Here is a 20,068-nt window from a genome sequence, read left to right as displayed (position 1 = left end):
CCGGCAAAAAAATCTTACTGCGGGAACCACTGCTCGCTGATTTTCTGGTACGTACCGTCAGCTTTAATCGCTTTCAGCGCGCCGTTCAGTTTTTCCAGCAGGGCCTTGTTATCCGGACGTACCGCGATGCCCAGACCCGTGCCGAAGTACTGCGGATCGGTCACTTTCTCGGTTGCGGTGCCCAGCTGCGGATTGGTTTTCAGCCATTCGTTCACCACGGCGGTATCGCCGAACACGCCGTCGATACGGCCATTTTTCAGGTCGATAATCGCGTTCTGGTAGCTGTCATAGGCCACGGTTTTCACTTCAGGATGTTTGTCCTGGAGGTATTTCTGGTGCGTGGTGCCGTTTTCCATCCCGATGCGTTTGCCTTTCAGCTGATCGAAAGAGGTATAGGCGCCTTTCTTCGCAATCACGACCGCCGAGTTGGCGTAGTACGGGTCGGTGAACGCAACCTGTTTGCTGCGCTCAGGCGTGATGTCCATCCCTGAGATCACCGCGTCGTATTTTTTGAATTTCAGCGACGGGATCAGGCTGTCGAAGGCATGGTTGGTAAAGGTGCAGTCGGCCTGCATTTGTTTGCACAGCGCTTTTGCCAGGTCAATGTCGAAACCCACGATCTGGTTGCTGGCATCCAGCGATTCAAACGGCGGATAGGTGGCGGACACGCCAAAATTGATTTTATCAGCTGCGGATACGCCAGCGGCGAAGGTGGCGAGTAATGTTGCCAGAACTAACTTTTTCATTGTAATGCTCCCGTCTGTCTTATTTATGCGCCGTGTCTGCGGCATGGATGTACAATGCCAGTTAATGAATTTGTATGCAATAAAAATGATTAAATATTGTGTTCATCATAAAAAAAAGCGGATAACCCATTAGGTTACCCGCTCCATAAATACCGTTTTATGCACTCGCGTAGTTAATTTCTGCGCTCAAACGCCAGCGCTTTACGCTCGATCAGGCGCATCATCAGCGTCAACAGGCCGTTAACCACCAGGTAAACCACGCCTGCCGCGCCGAACACCATCACGTCATAGGTGCGCCCGTACAGCAGCTGTCCGTGACCCATCACCTCCATCAGGGTGATGGTGTAGGCCAGAGAGGTACTTTTGAACACCAGCACCACTTCGTTGGAGTAAGAGGAAAGCGCGCGCTTAAAGGCGTACGGCAGCAGGATCGCCAGCGTGTCCTTCTTGCTCATGCCCAGCGCTCCGCAGGACTGCCATTGTCCTTCCGGAATGGCGCGGATCGCCCCGTAGAACAGCTGGGTGGTATAGGCCGCACTGTTCAGCGAAAGGGCAATCAGGGCACACAGCCACGGTTCAGAAAGCAGATGCCAGATAACCGGATACTCCTGCAGCGACGGGAACTGGCCCGGGCCGTAGTAAATCAGGAAGATCTGCACCAGCAGCGGCGTACCGGTAAACAGGGTGATGTAGCCGCGCACAATCCACACCAGCACCGGCGTTTTCAGCGTCAGGATGATGGTGAAGATAAGGGCCAGGATCAGCGCCACGATAATGGACGCCACGGTCAGCGTCAGGCTGGTGTGCAGCCCTTTCATCAGCTCGGGGAAATATTCAAGCATCAGCCTGGTCTCCGTTCAAAGCGCGTCGCACGCAGGTCAATACGCTTGAGGATGTACTGACTGAGCAACGTGATCACCAGGTAGATAGCCGCCGCCACAATGTACCAGGTAAAAGGCTCCTGGGTGCGGGTGGCGATGCTTTTGGTTTGCAGCATCAAATCGTTAACGCTGATCAGGCTCACCAGCGCGGTATCTTTCAGCAGCACCAGCCACTGGTTGCCGAGGCCCGGCAGGGCATGGCGCCACATCTGCGGCATGACCAGACGGAAGAAGATCGCTGATTTCGACAGACCTAACGCCTGACCCGACTCCCATTGACCCTGCGGCACGGCTTTCAGCGCACCGCGCAGGGTTTGCGACGCGTACGCGGAGTAGAGCAGGGAGAGGGCAATCACGCCGCACAGGAACGGGCTGACGTCGAAGTTTTCAATCTGCATCTGCACCGGGATCTGCGCAAAGCCAAGATTGATCGTAAAACCGTCCGACAGCGTCAGCAGCAGCTGTGAGGAGCCGAAATAGATAAACAGGACCACCAGAATTTCCGGAAGCCCACGCAGCACGGTGACCAGCGCGGAGCCTGTCCAGGCGACGGGGAACCATTTCGCGGATTCCCACACCGCAAAGAACATCGCCAGCACGAGGCCGATAATCAGTGCGCAAACGGCAAGGCCGACGGTCATCCCGGCGGCGCTTGCTAAAGGAAAAATTTCATTCATCAGGAATTACTTCTGGAACCATTTTTTGTAGATGGTTTCGTAGGTGCCGTCTTTCTTCACTTTTTCCAGCGCAGCGTTGAATTTCTGCTGCAGCTCAGTGTTGCCCTGACGAACGGCAATCCCCAGACCGGTACCGAAGTAATCCTTATCGGTCACTTTGTCGCCCACTGGCGCCAGTTTATCGTTGGCTTTCAGCCACTCGGTTACGACCGCGGTATCACCAAATACGCCGTCGATACGGCCATTTTGCAGATCCAGCTTCGCGTTCTGGTAGCTGTCATACGGAACGGTAGTGATTTCCGGATGTTTATCCATGATGAATTTCTGGTGCGTGGTGCCGTTCTGCACGCCAACTTTTTTGCCTTTCAGCTGATCGACAGAGGTGAATTTACCTTTTTGACCAATGAACAGGGCGGAGTTGTCGTAGTAAGGCGTAGAGAACAGAACCTGCTTTTCACGCTCCGGGGTGATGTCCATACCGGCCATCACGGCGTCGATACGGCGGAACTTCAGGCTTGGGATCAGGCTGTCGAACGCCTGGTTGCTGAAGGTACAGGTCGCGTCGATCTCTTTACACAGGGCGTTAGCCAGGTCCACGTCGAAGCCAACAATTTTGTTGTTCGCATCAATGGACTCAAACGGAGGGTAAGAGGCTTCCGTGGCGAAACGAATGGTCTGAGCTGCGGTAGCGGAAAGGGTAACGCCAGCAAGCAGCACGGCAAGTAATACTTTTTTCATTATATTTCCCCTGACACAATCAATGAGATAAATAGTTTTTGAAGGCATCGGTTTGCGGGTTCGCGAAGCAGCTCGCATCACCTTGCTCAACGATATACCCGTTTTCCATGTAGACCACACGGCTGGCGGTTTTACGCGCCACTTCCACTTCGTGGGTGACGATAACCTGAGTAATATTGGTTTCCGCCAGCTCGCGAATGATGCTGACGATCTGGGCGGTAATTTCCGGGTCCAGCGCCGCGGTCGGTTCATCAAACAGCAGTACCGCAGGCTCCATCATCAGCGCGCGGGCAATGGCTACGCGCTGCTGCTGACCACCGGAAAGGTGCAGCGGATAGCGGTCGCTGTAGGGCTTAAGGCGCAGACGATCCAGCAGCTTTTCAGCGCGCGCGATCGCCTGATCCTTGCTTAACCCCAGCACGCGGCACGGCGCTTCAATCAGGTTTTGCAGGACGGTCAGATGCGGCCAGAGATTGTATTGCTGGAAGACCATGCCGACGTTTTGACGCAGTTCGCGAATCGCTTTATCAGACGGCGTTTTAGCGAAGTCAAAATGGTTACCGGCAATTGCCAGCGTACCTGAACGGGGCATCTCAAGCAGATTAAGGACACGCAGAAGGGAGCTTTTGCCTGCACCGCTTGGGCCAAGCAAAACCAGCGTTTCGCCTTCCGGGCAGTTCAGCGTGATGTCAAACAGCGCCTGGTGTGCGCCGTAGAAGCAGTTAATGCCGTTTAGTTTAATACTCATCGGGGCAGTCTTTACTCATCCAGGCAATCTATAGCAATTGAGGCCGCAGATAGTACCGTTGACAGAATAGTTATGCAATATTTATGCGTTAAAAGTTAAATATAACCCGTGTTTCCTCTTAAACATAGCACAAAATAGCGAACGGTAAGGTCGGCGAGTATAAATGTCGGCATTCCGCATGAAATGCCGCACATTTTACGGGGGTTACCGGGTTGTATCGGCGGGTTTAGCGATTCTCAATCGACTGGCGCAGCGTGCCTGCCGGGGCATGAACGCTGCCGCCAACGTAGCGCACGTCGTCTACCGCCCAGCACTGTCCTTCACGGATCATCAGCACTTCATCCTGCCAGGTTTGGGTTCCCTGCGTCAGCTTCACGCGCAGCGGAATATTACGGGCATCGGTATTTGGGATGGTTGACGCGCTGGCTACTTCGGCGCTGTCCGGCAGCGTGGTGCGGCTGGAGAACGGATCGGATTTCAGCAATGTGTTGTGCTGAGGATCGCGGGTGGCGTCGTTAAGCAGTTTTGCCAGACCGTCGCTCAGATACGGGCGCAGGCCGGTGAGATCGTTGCTGCGGTGCTGAATGCGATAATCATAGAACTGCTGCGCCACGGCGTCCGGGCCGCCCTCAATGCAGGGGCCGCTGCGGGTACCGATATCCTTAAAGGCTGGCGTGACCGTGGTGGTACAGGCGCTGAGCACCAGCGCGCAGGGCACCAAAAGTGTTAAAGCAGAATAGCGCATGTTGATTTCCTTATTTATTAACTATCCTTTCAATCATAGCGTAACGAACCGATAATGCTGTGCCTAAGGCATTGAACGCTAAAGAAGGAGAGAAACCATGCAGTTTTCAACAACGCCAACCCTGGAAGGGCAGACAATAACCGAGTATTGCGGTGTGGTTACCGGCGAAGCCATTCTCGGCGCTAATATCTTCCGCGACTTTTTTGCCGGTATCCGCGATATCGTTGGCGGCCGCTCGGGCGCATACGAAAAAGAGCTGCGTAAAGCGCGCGAAATCGCCTTTAAAGAGCTTGGCGAGCAGGCGGAAGCCCTCGGCGCTGATGCGGTTGTGGGGATTGATATCGACTACGAAACGGTCGGGAAAGATGCCAGCATGCTGATGATGAGCGTAAGCGGTACGGCGGTGAAAACCCTCCGATGACGCGTTCGCTTGCCACGCTCCTGCTGGCGCTGCTGCTGGCAGGGTGTGCCACGGAAAAAGGGATTATCGACAAAGGCGCCTACGAGCTGGACACGCGTCATCAGGCGCAGGCGGCTTACCCGCGCATCAAGGTGCTGGTGATCCACTACACCGCAGATGACTTTGACAGCTCGCTGGCCACGCTGACGGATAAGAACGTCAGCTCCCACTATTTGATCCCGGCTAAACCCCCTGCTCCGGACGGTAAGCCCCGCATCTGGCAGCTGGTGCCTGAAAGCGAACTGGCCTGGCATGCGGGCATCAGCTTCTGGCGCGGCACCAACCGGATTAACGATACGTCTGTCGGCATTGAGCTGGAGAACCGCGGCTGGCAAAAAACGTCGGGCGTTAAGCATTTTACGCCGTTTGAGCCTGCGCAAATTGCGGCGCTGGTTCCGCTCGCCAAAGACATTATTACCCGCTACAACATCAGACCTGAAAACGTGGTGGCCCATTCGGACATCGCCCCGCAGCGCAAAGACGATCCCGGCCCGCTGTTCCCTTGGCGTGAGCTGGCGCAGCAGGGGATTGGTGCATGGCCCGACCCGGCGCGGGTGGCGTTTTACCTGAACGGCAAGCCGCGCGATGAGCTCGTGGAGCCGAAGGTGCTGCTCGATCTCCTGTCGCGCTACGGCTATGAGGTGACCGATAACATGACGAACGCGCAGCAGAAGCGCGTTATCGTCGCGTTTCAGATGCATTTTCGCCCGGCGCGCTGGGACGGCGTGGCCGATCGCGAAACGCTGGCTATCGCGGAGGCGCTGCTGGAGCGCTACGGGCAGGGGTAATCCTTCGGGTTACCCGACTTCACCTTTATAGGGTCTTCTTTTGGACTGATTTTTTAATCACATTCACGTCGTAAATGTTTTATAGTTTCCTCAGTCGAAATTACTCGCAAACGTGGTTGACAATATATCAGCACGACAAATAAGAAATACGGATGTTCTAACGGCTTAGCTTTACTTTACATTTGTTAAATGGACTACGCATTTATGCGCTGTGATTGCACACGTTCACCTTTTTCAATTTAATATTAATAGGTATAACAATGTTAAGTATCTACAGTAAAAATAGCCGTCCACAAGCAGAACTTGACGCCCTTATCGCGGCAACTGAAGGTTTTGAAGAAAGAACCTTACGCAAATGGCAGCGTATCAGTACCGATAACAACGAAGATATTCATTTTATCGTGAGCGGTGAAGTTGAATTCCGCCGCGAGTCGGATGAACTGTGTATGTTCACCTTACAGAATAAATGTATTTTTGGTCTCTCCTCTATTTATTACAACTCAACGCATATGTACGGCCTGGTTCGTGCCAATACCGTGGTGCGCACCATTAAAAAAGATGATTTTGTCCGTCTGATAAGCGAAAAAAACCTGTGGGAAGCCTTGAGTAAAGTCCTCTCCTGGTACGTTTGCCTGCTCAGCAAGCGTGACGAAGTGCTGGTGGCCCGCAGCGCGTACTCGATTGTTCGCGAGTTCTTGCTGGAAATTAACGAACTGATTGTGCACCATCAGCGCGATATCAATATTTATGACTATATTCAGGAATATACCAGCCTGGCCCGCAGTACCATTATTAAAATACTCGCCGACCTGAAAAAAGGTAATTATATTCAGGTTGAGAAAGGCCGCCTTATGTATTTATCAGCATTGCCGGAGAAATATTAATCGCTATTTATCTCCTTTTTAACTGAAAGGAGGGCTATGGTTCATTACATTATTTGCCTGCGTTCCTGCCGTGGATTCATCTACAGGAGGCGCGGGCATTTTCCCTTGCGAATAATCTTTTTCCTGCTCTTTTAACGCCTTCATCAATAATGCCTTGATCGCCCCGTCATCAACTGTCTGACCGGTATTATCCCGTTCGGGGATAGCAGAATGGCTCACTTCTGTCCCTGGCAGTGTATCCCGGGAAAGATTATTCGGCATTTCACCGTCGGGCGCCTGCTGCCAGTCGGCATCGCCGCTATCAATGGGCATCTCCTGCAGCGGCGGCATCTCTTTTGTTACCGGTTCTGGCTTTGGTTCAGGCTGCGGGAACGGTTTACTGACATAGACATAATGCATATCCGATAGCGTCGTTTCTGGCTTAACGGCGCTTGCTTTTATTGGCTCAGGTGCCGGATGGCGCAGATCCCAGTAGAGATGAGCATAGAGTCCCGCAGCGATCGTCATCACTATTCCCACCACCCAGAGCAGGGTGGCGCAGACCGCTTTTTTCAGCGAGGGGCGCCGGTAAGAAAACCAGACCGGTGCGTTCAGGGTATAGCTGCGCTGGGCAGCCAGAGTAATCGTCGACATTATGAATGTTTCTCCTGCGCGGTGGGGGTCGCAGATATATTTGCGGACTGAATAAGTACGCTTGGCGTAGTCCTGGTTTCACGCATTAACTGCATCAATGTATCTTCACCCGCAATCCCGTCCACATGCAGATGCATTTTCTGCTGAAACTCGCGGGTACGTTGCATCAGTTCGGCCGTCCACGCCTTTGTATGGGTTTCAGGTAGATTCAGCGCCAGGCTAAGCTGCTGATCCATCCAGCCCAGATCTTTGGCGCTGCTTTCGGCGCTCACGGCATCTTTCCCCTGCGGCGTAAGGCGGTGCAATTGGGTGTAATTGCCGGTCGCATGCTGGTTAAACCAGCTGCGGCTCACCTGCCAGGTGCGATTATTCATCAGCAGATCCAGCGAGTTATCATCTACTCTGGCCACCACGGCATAGTTCAGGTGATCGCCTGTTTTGATCTCGCCGATCCACGGGTAACCCTCTTTTGCCAGCTCCTCGACCGGAGCGCTGCCCTCCTTACACATCAGATTGACCTGCCCGGCGTTCTGGCAGAGCGCCTCTTCCATCGTGGCGTCATAACCCCACATGGTATAGAGCTGATGCATCGCATCGGGCTTATTCACCACTTCATTATCAATAACCGGCACCGCTGGGGCGTCGGTTTTTGGCGCCTGCGGTTTCCAGCTGGCCATCACGGGCAGCTGTACCGGCAGTCTGGCGGTAATGGTGGGCATCAATGTCCAGCCGCAGGCGGCAAACAGTACGGAGGCAAAAAGGCCCATAACGGCAAGGCGTTTGCCCTTCGGTTTCGCCGGCAGAACTTCTCCTGCAGCGAGGCGCAGATGGCGCGGCGATACCTGCGCTGAACGCTCGGTCCAGGCGGCTAGCATCGCAAGGTGCGCCAGCTCGTTGAGTTTACCTGTCTGTCCTTTGGTCAGAACATGCATCTTGCGCATGCGGGCCCGGGTGAACGGCGTTGCGTCGCTGCCATGTGCTTCACACTGGGCCTGAACATAGCTCAGGGACTCGCGGCAGGTGAGGGGCCGGAGCGTGTGATGCGTATGAAGAGATTCACGCAACCCGGACTGCTGGAGGGCGGCTTCCTGGTCGGCCGATCCCATCAGCACAACCGACAGAGGCACATCCAGCTCCTGCGCGCGGGTTAACAACATGGACAGTGCGTCATGGCAATTCGCTTTCATCGACTGAATATGCAAAATGACCAGCACTTTACGCGTGGTTTTGCGGGACACCATCTCGTCCTGCCACTGACGCAGCACGGCATCAATAGCCTGGATCCGGGTTTTGCTCTCTTTAGTGGTGGCGTTGAGTTTATAGAGCAGGCCGCTGGCGCTGAGTTTTGGGAAGGCGTTAATGGCAAGCAGCGTGCCTTCATGCTTTTTCAGCGCATCGCAAAACTGCGAGGCGAGATAGCTGTCGTCGCTAAAGAGCGCAGTGACGCCTGTTGTCTGGCACTTCTCTTTCAGCAAACCGAACACATCCTGATGATACGGAACAAAAAAATCACCTGACATCCGGGTGATAGCCCGGAAAGGCTGGGTAGTGAAATTAAAATGGCGCATATACATAGCGTATTACCGTCTCTTTGATTCATAGCAAGGAGCCGGAAAAGTAAAGGATATAGGCGGAAGGGGCAATTTGAATGCAGGATAAAAATATTCTGTCTGCGCCTCTATCATAGGTTTATTTAACGATCAATCTTTTTCTAAATTATTGTTAGCGGAAGTGTGAATGGGCGGGGGCGAGGAAACACATTAGTATTTACGCCACTCACTCATACAGCCCAGTGCTGTGAATTACTGACTGGCAGAAAGGCTCGTTAAAAAATGCGTATGTCATTTGTTACTCAATTGATTATGCCCTGCGTCATGTTTGTGCTGCTTATTTTCTGCGGCCAGCAAGGGTATATGGTTTATAAAGATTATAAAAAAGTGACGAACAGGTTATCTGATTCAAAAAAGAATATGCAAAAAAAAGTCACGATGAAAACCAGTTTGTACTTTTTTCGCCGGCGGTGATGCCAGCGAAACAGCCAGCGGCGGTGAAAAAGCCGCTCAGTGCGGAAATCGAAGGTATTCTCAGCAGCGATGAAGCCTGGCTGTCCTTTGCGGTGATAAAAACCCCCGCCGGACAAAAGAGCTATCGCGAGGGCGAAATGCTCGCCGGTTTTGACAATGCCTATATTGCCGAAATTCATCCTGATAATGTGGTGGTGAATTATGAAGGCGCGCCGCAGGTTATTTCACTTAAAAAACCAGACTATTTCAAAGGCGGCGTTGACAGCGCCCCGGTAACCAAATCGAAGAAAGATGCAGGGTTAGATAATCTGCATCTGGATGATTATCTGGTGTTAAAACCATTAATCGAAAAAGGCCAGCTGGAAGGCTACAACATTAATCCACGCAATGCGTCGCCTTTCTACAGCCATGCTGGCCTGGAAAAAGGTGATGTGGTGGTAAAAGTTGACGATGTGGATATGACTAAAGAGGCGCAGGCAAAAGAGATTGTTGCCCGCTGGTCAAAAATGAAAGAGGCGGATGTCGTTATTCGGCGTCACGCTCACCTTGAAAATATTCGGGTCAATGTTCTAAACAATTAATAAGTGTACAGACATGAAGAAATTTCCATGGGCGTGCGTAGCGCTGACCGCATTGTCGTTATATTCAGGTTCGCTGTTCGCGGCGAACTTTAGCGCCAGTTTTAAAAATACCGATGTCCGCGAATTTATCGATACCGTCGGGCGTAACCTCAATAAAACCATTCTGGTCGATCCTTCCGTTCAGGGAACGGTGTCGGTTCGCACCTACAACGTACTGACGGAAGATGAATATTACCAGTTCTTCCTGAGCGTGCTGGATCTCTATGGTCTGTCGGTGATTCCGATGGATAACGGGATGGTGAAAGTCGTGCGCTCTTCGGTGGCCCGCATGTCGGGCGCACCCATTGCCGACAGCAAAAACCCTGGCAAAGGCGACGAAGTCATCACCCGCGTGGTGCGGATGGAGAACGTTCCGGTACGTGAGCTGGCCCCCCTGTTGCGTCAGCTGAACGACGCCTCCGGCATCGGCAACGTGGTCCATTTTGAACCGTCAAACGTGCTGCTGTTAACCGGCAAAGCCTCGGTGGTTAACCGCCTGGTGGATCTGGTGCAGCGTGTGGACCAAAGCGGCGTCCAGCGCCGTGAAATCGTGCCACTGCGTTTTGCCTCGGCCAAAGAGCTTTCTGACATGTTGAACAACCTCAACAATGAAGAGCAGAAAGGGCAAAACGCCCCGCAGCTGGCGACCAAAGTGGTCGCCGACGATGAAACCAACAGCCTGGTGATCAGCGGCAGCCCGGACGCGCGTCAGCGCACCCGGACGCTGATCTCCCAGCTCGATCGCGAGCAGAACAACGAGGGCAACACCCGCGTCTTCTACCTGAAATACGCCAACGCCAGCAAAGTGGTGCCGGTGCTGACGGGGATCGGCGAGCAATTGAAGGATAAAGCGGGCGGTGGCAAGAGCAAAGCCGCGCCGATGGCAGGCGATCTGAATATTTCCGCCGACGAGTCTACCAATTCGCTGGTGATCACCGCCCAGCCAAACGTCATGAATTCACTGGAAAAAGTGATCGACAAGCTGGATATCCGCCGTCCGCAGGTGCTGGTGGAGGCGATCATCGCCGAAGTTCAGGACGGTAACGGTCTGGATCTGGGCGTGCAGTGGACCAGTAAACACGGTGGGGTTCAGTTTGGTTCGACCGGCCTGCCGATCAGCCAGATCAAGAAGTCAAAAGTCATTGGCAGCTATACGGGCCTGGCGACCGGTTTCTTTAACGGCGACTTTGGCGCGCTGATGACGGCGCTGTCCACTAACGGCAAAAACGACATTCTGTCGACGCCGAGCGTGGTGACGCTGGATAACAAAGAGGCGTCGTTCAACGTCGGTCAGGATGTTCCGGTCCTCTCCGGTTCGCAGACCACCAGCGGCGATAACGTCTTTAACTCGGTGGAACGTAAAACCGTCGGTACGAAGCTGAAAATCGTACCGCAGATCAACGATGGCGACATGATCCATCTGAAGATCGAGCAGGAAGTTTCCAGCGTGGATAACACCTCGACGGCCGATGCCAGCCTGGGCCCAACGTTCAACACCCGCACCATCAACAACGAAGTGATGGTCCACAGCGGGCAGACGGTGGTGCTGGGAGGGTTGATGGAAAACGTCACCAAACAGTCGGTCTCGAAAGTGCCGCTGTTGGGCGATATTCCGGTTGTGGGTCAGCTGTTCCGCTATACCTCCCAGGACAGCGCCAAACGTAACCTGATGGTGTTTATCCACACCACCGTACTGCGCGACGACGACAACTACGGCGCGGCGTCGAAAGAGAAATATGAGCAGATCCAGGCGCGTCAGCAGCAGCGTATGGAAGAGCACAAGCTGGGCATCGTAGAGAATGCGGATTCACCGATGCTGCCAGTCTATCCGTCCCAGAGCCATACCGCGCCGGTGAGCGCCAGTGCGCCGGTGTCGTCCCGCAACCCGTTTAAAGAATAAGGCGCAAGCGACATGACCGAGATGAGTAATGCGCTCTGTACCAGCACCTGGGCGAAAGAGAACGGGGTCCTGTTCTATAACGATGAGGTTTATATCCGCGAGGATGCGCAGGCGTATGCCCTGCTGGAGATGCGCCGCGTGCTGGGGCGCTCCTATGCCCCGACGATCCTGACGGCGGAAGCGTTTGACGAACTGCTGACCAACATCTGGCAGCAGAACAGCGGCGTCTCGCAGCAGCTGGTGGACGACATGGACGCCGATATTGACCTGATGGCGTTAACCGAGGAGATCCCTGACAACGAAGATCTGCTCGATAACGACGAGAACTCGCCGGTGATCCGCCTGATCAACGCCATTATGGGCGAAGCGGTGAAAGAGGGGGCCTCCGATATTCATATCGAGACCTTCGAGCGCACCCTGAGCATTCGTTTTCGCGTTGACGGCGTGCTGCGTCCGGTGCTGCAGCCGGCGCGCAAGCTCGCGCCGCTGCTGGTGTCGCGTATCAAAGTGATGTCCAGACTGGACATCGCCGAAAAACGTCTTCCCCAGGACGGTCGTATCTCGCTGCGCATTGGTCGTAAGGCCATTGACGTGCGTGTCTCCACTATTCCGTCTCAGTACGGCGAACGCGTGGTGATGCGTCTGCTGGACAAAAGCAACCTTAAGCCGGACATCAACAAGCTCGGTCTGATTGACGAAGAGCTGGTGAAGTTAAAGGGACTGATTGAACGTCCGCACGGCATCATCCTGGTGACCGGCCCGACCGGTTCGGGGAAAAGTACCACCCTGTACGCGCTGCTGTCGGCGCTTAACGGCCATGAACGCAACATTCTGACCGTGGAAGACCCGATCGAGTATGAACTGGAAGGGGTAGGGCAGACCCAGGTCAACCCGCGCGTGGACATGACCTTCGCGCGCGGACTGCGCGCCATTCTGCGCCAGGACCCGGACGTGGTGATGATCGGGGAAATTCGTGACGGGGAAACCGCGCAAATCGCGGTACAGGCCTCGCTCACCGGACACCTGGTGATGTCCACGCTGCACACCAACAGCGCTGCGGGCGCTATTACCCGTCTGCGTGATATGGGGCTGGAGTCATTTTTAATCGGTTCGTCGCTGCTTGGCGTCATTGCCCAGCGTCTGGTGCGTCGGCTGTGTCCGCACTGTCGCACGTCCAGTCCGCTGGATGACAATGAGAAAGCGCTGTTCACCTTTATGGAAACGCCGCCGAAAGCGATTTATCGCGCCGTGGGCTGTGAACAGTGTCGCCAGAGCGGCTACCAGGGACGCGCAGGCATCCATGAATTTCTGGTGGTCGACAGCGCCATGCGCCGTGCGATCCATGAAGACAAAGATGAGATGTCCATCGAAACGCAGCTTTTCAAAGAGGCCTACAGCCTGCGTGAAAACGGTCTGCTGAAGGTGATCTCAGGCGTGACCTCGCTGGAAGAGGTGATGCGCGTCACCGCCGAGCGCGGGGGGGATGCGTAATGGCCTGGTATGCGTGGTCCGCGACGGACGCCGCGGGGAAAACCCAGCGCGGCACCCTGCAGGCCGAAGGGCCAAAGCAGGTGCGCCAGATGCTGCGCGAACAGAAGCTGATGCCAGTGAACATTGCGCCGACCAGCGATCCGGCGGCGGGAAAAAACGCCCGTAAAGGGGCAAAACTGTCGATTCCGGTGCTGTCGATGTTTACCCGACAGCTCGCGACGCTGGTCAATGCCGCGCTGCCGCTGGAGAGTGCGCTGAAGGCGATTGCGAAGCAGACGGAAGATAAAACCCTGGCGGCGATGGTGACCGAGATCCGCGACAAGATTGTGGAAGGTCACACGCTGTTCGACGCCTTCAGCCAGTTTCCGCGCAGCTTCGACAAGCTCTACTGCACCCTGGTGATGGCCGGTGAAAAGACCGGTCATCTCGGTGGCGTGCTGGAAAAGCTCGCCGAGTACAACGAGCAGCGCCAGAAGATGAAAAGCAAGCTCACCCAGGCGATGGTCTACCCCATTACCCTGACGGTGGTGGCGATCGCGGTGATCTCCATTCTGCTGGTCGCCGTGGTGCCGCAGGTCATCGACCAGTTCACCCACATGAAACAAGAGCTGCCGATGACCACCCGCACGCTGATTGCGGTGAGCGACTTTTTACAGGCCTGGGGCATCGTTATCGCCAGCGGCCTGTTCGGGGCGTCGGCGAGCTTTAAATTTTGGATAAAAGTAGAAAAGAACCGATTTGTTTATCATCGGTGGCTGTTGCTAAAGTCACCGCTGAAAAAACTGGTCTGCGCCATCAATAGCGCGCGCTACATCCGTACGCTGAGTATTTTGCAGGCCAGCAGCGTTCCGCTGCTGGAAGGGATGTACATCGCGATGGACGGGATTGAAAACCTCTATGCCCGGCAGGTGCTTGAGCAGGCGGCGGACACCGTGCGCCAGGGGGCATCCCTCTACAACGCGCTGGAACAGGCGAGAATTTTTCCACCCACCATGCTCTACATGGTGGCCTCCGGGGAGGAGAGCGGCGAGCTGGGCTCGCTGATGGATCGTGCGGCGGAAAACCAGGAATCTGCATTACAGCATCGAATTACGTTAACGCTGTCGGTATTTGAACCGGCACTGGTAGTAACTATGGCGACCGTTGTTTTATTTATCGTTCTTTCAATATTACAACCGCTTCTTCAACTTAATAATATGGTGGGTTAATCATGTCTTTGAAAAAAAATAGCCTGAAGCGTCAGGCGGGGTTCACGCTGCTCGAATTAATGGTAGTTATCGTTATTCTCGGTGTGCTGGCCAGTATGGTTGTGCCTAATTTAATGGGCAATAAAGAAAAAGCCGATATTCAGAAAGCGACCAGCGATATTGTGGCGCTGGAAGGTTCGCTGGATATGTACAAACTCGACAACCATCGCTATCCGACCACCGAGCAGGGGTTGCAGGCGCTGGTGACCAAACCTGAAATTGCGCCTGTTCCGAAAGGCTACCGTGACGATGGCTATATTCGTCGCCTGCCGCAGGACCCATGGGGCAATGACTATATTCTGGTCAGCCCGGGTGAACATGGCGCTGTTGATATTTTCTCAGCCGGTCCGGATGCAGAAGCTAATACTGCCGACGATATCAGCAACTGGTCTTTTGATAAAAAAGCTAAGTAATGAATAAGCAACGTGGATTTACCCTGCTGGAAATTATCGTGGCGCTGGTGATATTCGCCCTGAGCGCCATGATGGTGGTCACTACCATTCCATCACGCAGCGGCGCAGATACATTTGGTCAGCAGCTAAAATCCCTCGTTGAATATGGTTCTGACCGTGCGGTAATGGACGGAAATATTGTCGGGCTGGTGATGACCTCGTCAGAATTTGAACTGGTGACGCAGGTTGTAAATAACGGCGAGCGCCACTGGGCACCGTTAAAGTCGGGGCGGATCGCCACCCGCGGCGAGTTTCCTGAGGAGATGCATGTCTCTCTCTCATCGCGAACGCTGGCGGCCACGCTGGACGATGAACCGCAAATCATTTTTTTGCCGGACGGCGAGCTTAGCCGCTTCACGCTCAGCCTCGAAAGCCTGGATAAAAAGCAGCGCTTTCACGTGACGTCACAGGGCTCTGTTCCCGTGGTGGTGGAAAACGATGACTAAACGCAAAACCAAAGAGCAGGGGATGACCCTGCTGGAAGTGATGGTGGCGCTGGTGATTTTCTCCACCGCGGCGCTGGCGCTGATGAACTCCGTCACCCTGAACGTGCGCTTTACCCACAGCCTGTCGGAAACGCTGCAGGCCGGATGGGTGGCGGAAAATCAACTGGCGCAAGCGCAACTGGCTCAGACCGACTTCCCGGACGCCGAGCAGGTGGGCACCGAAACCATGGGCGGACAAACCTGGACCTGGCATATCCAGCGGGTGAAAACCGCCGAAAATACCTTTGCCGATGAGGTACGGGTTTACAGCGAAGCAAGCGATGCGCAACCGGTGGTGGCGCTTCAGCTCGCCGAACCGGAGGTGGATCGTGAGTAAGGTGCAGCGTCAGCAGGGCTTTACCCTGCTGGAAATTATGATTGCGCTGGCCATCTTCGCGGTGATCAGCATTCTCGCCTGGCAAACGCTCGACGGCGCGATGCGCACCTCGACGGCCAGCGACGAGGCGGCGACAAAAGTGACGGCGCTTCAGCGCACGTACAACCTCCTCTCGCGTGACTTTTATCAGCAACAGGCGCGCGCGCCGCGCAACAGCGGCGAGGTGTTCGTCCAGCAGCAGAATGGTGTGGAAATGACAACCCTGAACGGCATCAGCGGCCAGGTGCAGCTGGAGCGGGTGCGCTGGACGCTAAAGGACAAGCGCCTGTGGCGCAACGTCTGGGCTGCTATCGACGGTCCTGCCAGCGCGCAGCCGGAAGAAGTGCCGATTCTGAGCGATGTGAAAGAGATGAAATGGCGCTTCTGGCACGAGGGCTGGCAGGAAAAATGGACCGACATCGCCCATCAGCCTGATGGCGTTGAGCTGAATCTGACCATGGAAAACGGCGAAACCTGGCGCTGGGTTTTTCTCACTCCCGGCGATATGCCTGAGATCCAGACCGCGCCAAAAGAGACGAATGCGGACCCGGCGCAGCCGGCAGCGGAGAATGCGGCCCAGCCCGTAACAACCCCGCAGCCCGATACGGCAGTCGATCCAGGAGTGAGTTCATGAGCGGCAAAACAGCGCGAAAAGAGCGTGGCGTGGCGCTGCTGGTGGTGCTGATCCTGCTGGTGATGATGTCCGCCCTGGCGGCGAAAATCAGTCAGCAGTTCTGCCGCCACCTGCAAAAAACGCATTATCAGGTCAGCCAGCAGACGCTGCGCTGGGCCATTGCCCGTCAACAGAAGGTACTGGAAAACGTGTTGCAGAAAGCGGCCAGTTCAGAAGGGGCGGGGCTGTCGCCGCAAGGTGACTGGGCACAGCCGCTGAAAACCCACGGGGATAATTACACCGTGGTGAGTCAGGTGGAGGATGCCCGGACCTGCTTTAACGTCAATAGTCTGCTGGGCGGTGACGCGGCGCCAGCGGCCCCGGCCGACCCAACTGCGCTGCCGGAAAAACCGGTCAAAGAGCAGATTATCGAACAGCTGCTGGCTGAAAGTGGCGTCGGTACGCTGGCGGCAGAAGAGATTTACCAGCAGCTGGTGGATTATCTTGACGCCGACGACGTGACGGCGAAACAGGGCCAGGAGGTCGACGCCTGGGCGAGCGTGACGCCCGCCCGCGGTCCGGCGAATCAAATGATGCGCACCATCAACGAAATCAGACTGCTGCCCGCCTTTCCGCAGGCTGCGTGGCCGAAGGCTGGCAAGCTGCTGTGCGCCTTGCCGGATACGGATGGCACCATAAATGTCAATACCTTAACACGCGAACAGGCGCCGCTGCTGGCGGCGGTTTTTACCGGCGTGCTAAACACGGACGACGCTGCCCGCCTGATCGATTCACGCCCGGAGGAGGGGTGGGCGTCGCTGGAGGCATTCAGCAAAGTGCTGGAGAGCAACTATCCGCAGACCAAAGATATCCTGGCGCAGATTCAGGACAGGGTTGCGGTCAACAGTCGCTATTTTCGGGTGGAAACCACCGGCAACACCGATGATTTAACGCTGCGCGTCGTCAGCCAGCTTCACGTTGACAGTGAGGCTGGCAAGGTCGTGACCTGGCAACGCCGCTACCGAATGGTTGAATAAGATAAGTAGATGATAATGAAAAAAGTGCTTTTTATTCGTCCCGACACCCGCGAGGACGGCAAAATCTGGTGGTGTGAATCCGGTAACGATCGGGTGGAATATCTGACGGGCTGGAGCGCACTGAGCGAACTTTCCTGCCACCCGCTTTCTCAGCAGGTGTGCCTGCTGTTGCCGGCGAGCGAGACGATCTTTCGTCATTTTACCCTGCCGAAAAAAGGACTTTCCGCCCAGACGGCGCAGTTCTCGTGGATGGCGGAAGAGACGCTGCTCGGCGAGGTAGATACGCTGCACTGGACGGTGCTGAACAAAAAGGGGGCGGAAGTGGATGCCGTGGCCATCGACGCTGAACGTCTGCGCCACTGGCTGGAGCTGTTCGCTCAGGCGGGGCTCGCGGTGGCCCAGGCGCTGCCGGATGCCTGGCTGCTGCCGGTGAGCGAAGGGGGCACGACGCTGGTGAGCCTGGAGGAGAGCTACTGGCTGCGTTTTTCCCCCGGCAGCGCTGGCGAAGCCGATACGGTCCTGCTGCCGCTGCTGTTGAGTAAATGCCGGGCGGGTGAGGTGTGCTGCTACGGCGATGCGCCGCAGGAGGTACAGGTGGATGAATGGCTGGCATGGCAGCATCCGCTGGTGCTGATCCAGCCCCAGTGGCAGGGCTGTCGTATCAACATGCTGCACGGGGAGTTTTCCGGGCGCAGCGCCAGCGGTCCGCGTTTTCGCCACGCGAAAAAGGCCCTCGCGGCGGCGGCGCTGCTTTGCGTCGGACTGCTGATCGGCCCCCGCGTTGGTATGGCGTGGATGCTCACGCATCAGCAAAACGAGATCCACCGGGAGATGACCACCGTAGCGCAGCACTATTTCCCGACCCTGCGCCAGACCAGCAACCTGAAATACTACGTCGGGCAAAATATCAGCAAGGCGAAGAAAGGGATCTTCCTGCAGCTCGAAGCGCTGAATCAAATCAGGCAGTCATTGCCGTCGCTGGAGATCAATAACGTGGAATATGACGAAACGCAAAATCAGCTGACGCTGAATGTGAAATCCATGGATAAACAGACCCTGCAGGATTTTGTCGCCCGCAGCGCCGAAACCTTTGAATTTACGATGCAGCCGATTTCCGGCGAGGCGCCTTATACCGCCATTATTACCGGGAGCTATAAATGAAAACGCAAATAGCCCAGTTAAAAAACCGCTGGCAACATTACAGTCCACGCGAGCGTAATTTATTTAAACTCTGCGGCGGGGCACTCTGCTGCGCGATGGTTTATTACGGCGCGATGATGCCGCTCGATACTCTCATCAAAAATAACGAGGCCGTGTTATTTAAGCAGAAGCAGACGCTGAACTGGATGCGCCAGGAAATTGATAAAAACCATCTCCAGTCCAGAATCGTCAATACCCCGAACCCGCGCAGCGTGGTGGAAGAAAGTGCCAAAGTCGTGCACGTCGCGTTGACAAACGTGCGTCAGGAAGAGCAGTCGCTGACCTTTGATGTCGAGCGCGTCAGCGTTTCTGCCCTGCAAAACTGGCTGCGTGAGATGAACGTCTCTTCCGGTATCCATCTGGAGAAACTCGCGTTGACGCCGGTGGATCGTCAGAGTGACGTGAAAGCGCACATTACGCTGAGCTGGGCGAAAAGCGCATGAACCCACTAATGCTGTTGCAGCAGGCGAATCTGCCGGGTCTGTGCGTCATGAGCGGAGCGCTGGGCGCGATCCTCGGCAGTTTCCTCGGCGTAGTGGCGGAGCGTATTCCGCCGCTGGTAATGGAAGAAGAGGGGGCAGGCAATCTGCTGTTTCCCGCCTCTCACTGCCCGGAATGCCACCACGCCCTGAGCGCGTGGGAAAATATTCCCATCATTAGCTGGTGTGCGCTGCGCGGCCGCTGCCGCCACTGCCATAGCGCGATTCCGCTGCGACTGCTGCTGGTGGAAGTATGTAGCGCTCTCTTCTTTGCCGCCAGCGCCGCGCTGGCGCCGTCGTTTTTGGTGCTGATCGCGCTGTGGGTGATGTGGAGTCTGCTGCTGCCGCTGGTGGTGATCGACGCGCGCCATATGCTGCTGCCGGACTGCCTGACCCAGCCGCTGCTGTGGACGGGGCTGATGTTCCATGCCCTGTTCCGTACGCTACCGCTGACCGATGCTATCTATGGCGCGGTGGCGGGATATCTGTCGCTCAGGCTGGTTTACTGGGCATTCCGCCTGCTGACCGGCCGGGAAGGATTAGGCTATGGTGATTTTAAGCTGCTGGCGGCGCTGGGCGCCTGGTGTGGCTGGCAAGCGTTGCCCTCTATTGTGCTGATCGCGGCGCTGGGGGGCATTATCATGCATTGCCTGTTAAAGCCCTTTGAGAATAAAAATAACCTTATTTCCTTTGGTCCATATATTGCATTTTCCGGGCTGGTTGTATTTATCGCGCAAATCCCACATCTCATTTTTTAAATAATGTAGTCAAGTTTTTTTTGAAATTTTTTCATCGGGGGAATGAAAGGCGAAAATAAATTCCCCGCTGTATTCTTCTCTACGCA

At 55.3% G+C, this 20,068-nt stretch carries 22 protein-coding genes and 1 pseudogene; 15 read left to right on the top strand and 8 right to left on the bottom strand.

All coding sequences use genetic code 11. The features are described 5' to 3' along the window. Window positions 1–14: 14 nt before the first annotated feature. The 6 genes from artJ to FOY96_RS14610 form a co-directional block, all read right to left on the bottom strand. Complete coding sequence (artJ, locus tag FOY96_RS14635) at window positions 15–746, bottom strand: arginine ABC transporter substrate-binding protein ArtJ (protein ID WP_143347318.1); 732 nt, start codon at window positions 744–746, stop codon at window positions 15–17. 173 nt (window positions 747–919) lie between these two features. Then, complete coding sequence (artM, locus tag FOY96_RS14630) at window positions 920–1,588, bottom strand: arginine ABC transporter permease ArtM (RefSeq protein ID WP_023310940.1); 669 nt, start codon at window positions 1,586–1,588, stop codon at window positions 920–922. Continuing rightward, window positions 1,588–2,304, bottom strand: a complete 717-nt coding sequence (artQ, locus tag FOY96_RS14625; RefSeq protein ID WP_023310941.1) for an arginine ABC transporter permease ArtQ — start codon at window positions 2,302–2,304, stop codon at window positions 1,588–1,590. Before artQ ends, artM begins: the two co-directional genes overlap by 1 nt. A 6-nt stretch (window positions 2,305–2,310) precedes the next feature. Beyond that, window positions 2,311–3,042 (bottom strand): arginine ABC transporter substrate-binding protein ArtI, encoded by a 732-nt coding sequence (gene artI / locus FOY96_RS14620; RefSeq protein ID WP_033145049.1) that lies wholly within the window; start codon window positions 3,040–3,042, stop codon window positions 2,311–2,313. A gap of 19 nt (window positions 3,043–3,061) precedes the next feature. Then, a complete protein-coding gene (gene artP, locus FOY96_RS14615; protein WP_023310942.1) occupies window positions 3,062–3,790 on the bottom strand; it encodes an arginine ABC transporter ATP-binding protein ArtP in 729 nt (242 codons plus the stop codon). A 226-nt stretch (window positions 3,791–4,016) separates the two neighbouring features. Beyond that, entirely contained in the window at window positions 4,017–4,535 is a 519-nt protein-coding gene (locus tag FOY96_RS14610; protein WP_045403666.1) for a lipoprotein, read from the bottom strand. Between the two features lie 97 nt (window positions 4,536–4,632). Between FOY96_RS14610 and FOY96_RS14605 the strand changes: the two genes are divergently transcribed. The 3 genes from FOY96_RS14605 (at window position 4,633) to FOY96_RS14595 (ending at window position 6,667) form a co-directional block, all read left to right on the top strand. Next, complete coding sequence (locus tag FOY96_RS14605; protein WP_143347317.1) at window positions 4,633–4,956, top strand: heavy metal-binding domain-containing protein; 324 nt, start codon at window positions 4,633–4,635, stop codon at window positions 4,954–4,956. Further along, window positions 4,953–5,783 carry an N-acetylmuramoyl-L-alanine amidase gene (locus FOY96_RS14600; protein WP_143347316.1) on the top strand — a complete coding sequence of 277 codons (831 nt, stop codon included), beginning with the start codon at window positions 4,953–4,955 and terminating at the stop codon, window positions 5,781–5,783. Before FOY96_RS14605 ends, FOY96_RS14600 begins: the two co-directional genes overlap by 4 nt. Window positions 5,784–6,043: 260 nt before the next feature. Continuing rightward, window positions 6,044–6,667 (top strand): helix-turn-helix domain-containing protein, encoded by a 624-nt coding sequence (locus FOY96_RS14595; RefSeq protein ID WP_058842134.1) that lies wholly within the window; start codon window positions 6,044–6,046, stop codon window positions 6,665–6,667. Between the two features lie 18 nt (window positions 6,668–6,685). On the opposite strand, the gene FOY96_RS14590 is transcribed toward FOY96_RS14595, so the two are convergent. Further along, a complete protein-coding gene (locus FOY96_RS14590) occupies window positions 6,686–7,300 on the bottom strand; it encodes a hypothetical protein (RefSeq protein WP_143347315.1) in 615 nt (204 codons plus the stop codon). After that, window positions 7,300–8,874 carry an ExeA family protein gene (locus tag FOY96_RS14585; protein WP_143347314.1) on the bottom strand — a complete coding sequence of 525 codons (1,575 nt, stop codon included), beginning with the start codon at window positions 8,872–8,874 and terminating at the stop codon, window positions 7,300–7,302. The genes FOY96_RS14590 and FOY96_RS14585 overlap by 1 nt, the downstream gene beginning before the upstream one ends. Before the next feature lie 300 nt (window positions 8,875–9,174). Between FOY96_RS14585 and gspC the strand changes: the two are divergent. The 12 genes and pseudogenes from gspC (at window position 9,175) to FOY96_RS14525 (ending at window position 19,982) form a co-directional block, all read left to right on the top strand. After that, window positions 9,175–9,905: pseudogene (gspC, locus tag FOY96_RS14580) on the top strand (type II secretion system protein GspC). A 13-nt stretch (window positions 9,906–9,918) separates the two neighbouring features. Then, window positions 9,919–11,844: a type II secretion system secretin GspD gene (gene gspD / locus FOY96_RS14575; protein ID WP_143347313.1), complete on the top strand. Its 1,926-nt coding sequence runs from the start codon at window positions 9,919–9,921 to the stop codon at window positions 11,842–11,844. Window positions 11,845–11,856: 12 nt separating this feature from the next. Continuing rightward, the gene (gene gspE, locus FOY96_RS14570; RefSeq protein ID WP_143347312.1) at window positions 11,857–13,335 is read left to right on the top strand and encodes a type II secretion system ATPase GspE; all 1,479 of its coding nucleotides are present in this window, start codon (window positions 11,857–11,859) and stop codon (window positions 13,333–13,335) included. Then, window positions 13,335–14,543 carry a type II secretion system inner membrane protein GspF gene (gspF, locus tag FOY96_RS14565; protein ID WP_058842131.1) on the top strand — a complete coding sequence of 403 codons (1,209 nt, stop codon included), beginning with the start codon at window positions 13,335–13,337 and terminating at the stop codon, window positions 14,541–14,543. The genes gspE and gspF overlap by 1 nt, the downstream gene beginning before the upstream one ends. A gap of 2 nt (window positions 14,544–14,545) precedes the next feature. Then, a complete protein-coding gene (gspG, locus tag FOY96_RS14560; RefSeq protein ID WP_072210895.1) occupies window positions 14,546–14,995 on the top strand; it encodes a type II secretion system major pseudopilin GspG in 450 nt (149 codons plus the stop codon). Further along, window positions 14,995–15,480: a type II secretion system minor pseudopilin GspH gene (gspH, locus tag FOY96_RS14555; RefSeq protein WP_023310954.1), complete on the top strand. Its 486-nt coding sequence runs from the start codon at window positions 14,995–14,997 to the stop codon at window positions 15,478–15,480. Before gspG ends, gspH begins: the two co-directional genes overlap by 1 nt. Continuing rightward, window positions 15,473–15,856 carry a type II secretion system minor pseudopilin GspI gene (gspI, locus tag FOY96_RS14550; protein WP_023310955.1) on the top strand — a complete coding sequence of 128 codons (384 nt, stop codon included), beginning with the start codon at window positions 15,473–15,475 and terminating at the stop codon, window positions 15,854–15,856. Before gspH ends, gspI begins: the two co-directional genes overlap by 8 nt. Then, window positions 15,849–16,529 (top strand): type II secretion system minor pseudopilin GspJ, encoded by a 681-nt coding sequence (gene gspJ, locus FOY96_RS14545; protein ID WP_143347311.1) that lies wholly within the window; start codon window positions 15,849–15,851, stop codon window positions 16,527–16,529. Before gspI ends, gspJ begins: the two co-directional genes overlap by 8 nt. Then, entirely contained in the window at window positions 16,526–17,545 is a 1,020-nt protein-coding gene (gene gspK, locus FOY96_RS14540) for a type II secretion system minor pseudopilin GspK (RefSeq protein ID WP_143347310.1), read from the top strand. The genes gspJ and gspK overlap by 4 nt, the downstream gene beginning before the upstream one ends. 15 nt (window positions 17,546–17,560) lie before the next feature. After that, window positions 17,561–18,706, top strand: a complete 1,146-nt coding sequence (gene gspL, locus FOY96_RS14535) for a type II secretion system protein GspL (protein ID WP_143347309.1) — start codon at window positions 17,561–17,563, stop codon at window positions 18,704–18,706. Beyond that, complete coding sequence (locus FOY96_RS14530) at window positions 18,703–19,188, top strand: type II secretion system protein M (RefSeq protein WP_033145062.1); 486 nt, start codon at window positions 18,703–18,705, stop codon at window positions 19,186–19,188. Before gspL ends, FOY96_RS14530 begins: the two co-directional genes overlap by 4 nt. Beyond that, window positions 19,185–19,982, top strand: coding sequence for a prepilin peptidase (locus FOY96_RS14525; RefSeq protein WP_143347308.1), 798 nt, complete (start codon window positions 19,185–19,187; stop codon window positions 19,980–19,982). The genes FOY96_RS14530 and FOY96_RS14525 overlap by 4 nt, the downstream gene beginning before the upstream one ends. Window positions 19,983–20,068 lie beyond the last annotated feature (86 nt).

The sequence above is a fragment of the Enterobacter asburiae genome, assembly GCF_007035645.1.
GTDB classification, from domain to species: domain Bacteria; phylum Pseudomonadota; class Gammaproteobacteria; order Enterobacterales; family Enterobacteriaceae; genus Enterobacter; species Enterobacter asburiae_B.
This window is presented reverse-complemented; position numbering and strand designations above follow the sequence as displayed.

What these genes read in the sequence shown, in the direction of transcription:
- artJ (WP_143347318.1), bottom strand. Translation starts at nt 746, where the DNA reads ATGAAAAAGTTAGTTCTGGCAACATTACTCGCCACCTTCGCCGCTGGC.
- artM (WP_023310940.1), bottom strand. Translation starts at nt 1,588, where the DNA reads ATGCTTGAATATTTCCCCGAGCTGATGAAAGGGCTGCACACCAGCCTG.
- artQ (WP_023310941.1), bottom strand. Translation starts at nt 2,304, where the DNA reads ATGAATGAAATTTTTCCTTTAGCAAGCGCCGCCGGGATGACCGTCGGC.
- artI (WP_033145049.1), bottom strand. Translation starts at nt 3,042, where the DNA reads ATGAAAAAAGTATTACTTGCCGTGCTGCTTGCTGGCGTTACCCTTTCC.
- artP (WP_023310942.1), bottom strand. Translation starts at nt 3,790, where the DNA reads ATGAGTATTAAACTAAACGGCATTAACTGCTTCTACGGCGCACACCAG.
- FOY96_RS14610 (WP_045403666.1), bottom strand. Translation starts at nt 4,535, where the DNA reads ATGCGCTATTCTGCTTTAACACTTTTGGTGCCCTGCGCGCTGGTGCTC.
- FOY96_RS14605 (WP_143347317.1), top strand. Translation starts at nt 4,633, where the DNA reads ATGCAGTTTTCAACAACGCCAACCCTGGAAGGGCAGACAATAACCGAG.
- FOY96_RS14600 (WP_143347316.1), top strand. Translation starts at nt 4,953, where the DNA reads ATGACGCGTTCGCTTGCCACGCTCCTGCTGGCGCTGCTGCTGGCAGGG.
- FOY96_RS14595 (WP_058842134.1), top strand. Translation starts at nt 6,044, where the DNA reads ATGTTAAGTATCTACAGTAAAAATAGCCGTCCACAAGCAGAACTTGAC.
- FOY96_RS14590 (WP_143347315.1), bottom strand. Translation starts at nt 7,300, where the DNA reads ATGTCGACGATTACTCTGGCTGCCCAGCGCAGCTATACCCTGAACGCA.
- FOY96_RS14585 (WP_143347314.1), bottom strand. Translation starts at nt 8,874, where the DNA reads ATGTATATGCGCCATTTTAATTTCACTACCCAGCCTTTCCGGGCTATC.
- gspD (WP_143347313.1), top strand. Translation starts at nt 9,919, where the DNA reads ATGAAGAAATTTCCATGGGCGTGCGTAGCGCTGACCGCATTGTCGTTA.
- gspE (WP_143347312.1), top strand. Translation starts at nt 11,857, where the DNA reads ATGACCGAGATGAGTAATGCGCTCTGTACCAGCACCTGGGCGAAAGAG.
- gspF (WP_058842131.1), top strand. Translation starts at nt 13,335, where the DNA reads ATGGCCTGGTATGCGTGGTCCGCGACGGACGCCGCGGGGAAAACCCAG.
- gspG (WP_072210895.1), top strand. Translation starts at nt 14,546, where the DNA reads ATGTCTTTGAAAAAAAATAGCCTGAAGCGTCAGGCGGGGTTCACGCTG.
- gspH (WP_023310954.1), top strand. Translation starts at nt 14,995, where the DNA reads ATGAATAAGCAACGTGGATTTACCCTGCTGGAAATTATCGTGGCGCTG.
- gspI (WP_023310955.1), top strand. Translation starts at nt 15,473, where the DNA reads ATGACTAAACGCAAAACCAAAGAGCAGGGGATGACCCTGCTGGAAGTG.
- gspK (WP_143347310.1), top strand. Translation starts at nt 16,526, where the DNA reads ATGAGCGGCAAAACAGCGCGAAAAGAGCGTGGCGTGGCGCTGCTGGTG.
- gspL (WP_143347309.1), top strand. Translation starts at nt 17,561, where the DNA reads ATGAAAAAAGTGCTTTTTATTCGTCCCGACACCCGCGAGGACGGCAAA.
- FOY96_RS14530 (WP_033145062.1), top strand. Translation starts at nt 18,703, where the DNA reads ATGAAAACGCAAATAGCCCAGTTAAAAAACCGCTGGCAACATTACAGT.
- FOY96_RS14525 (WP_143347308.1), top strand. Translation starts at nt 19,185, where the DNA reads ATGAACCCACTAATGCTGTTGCAGCAGGCGAATCTGCCGGGTCTGTGC.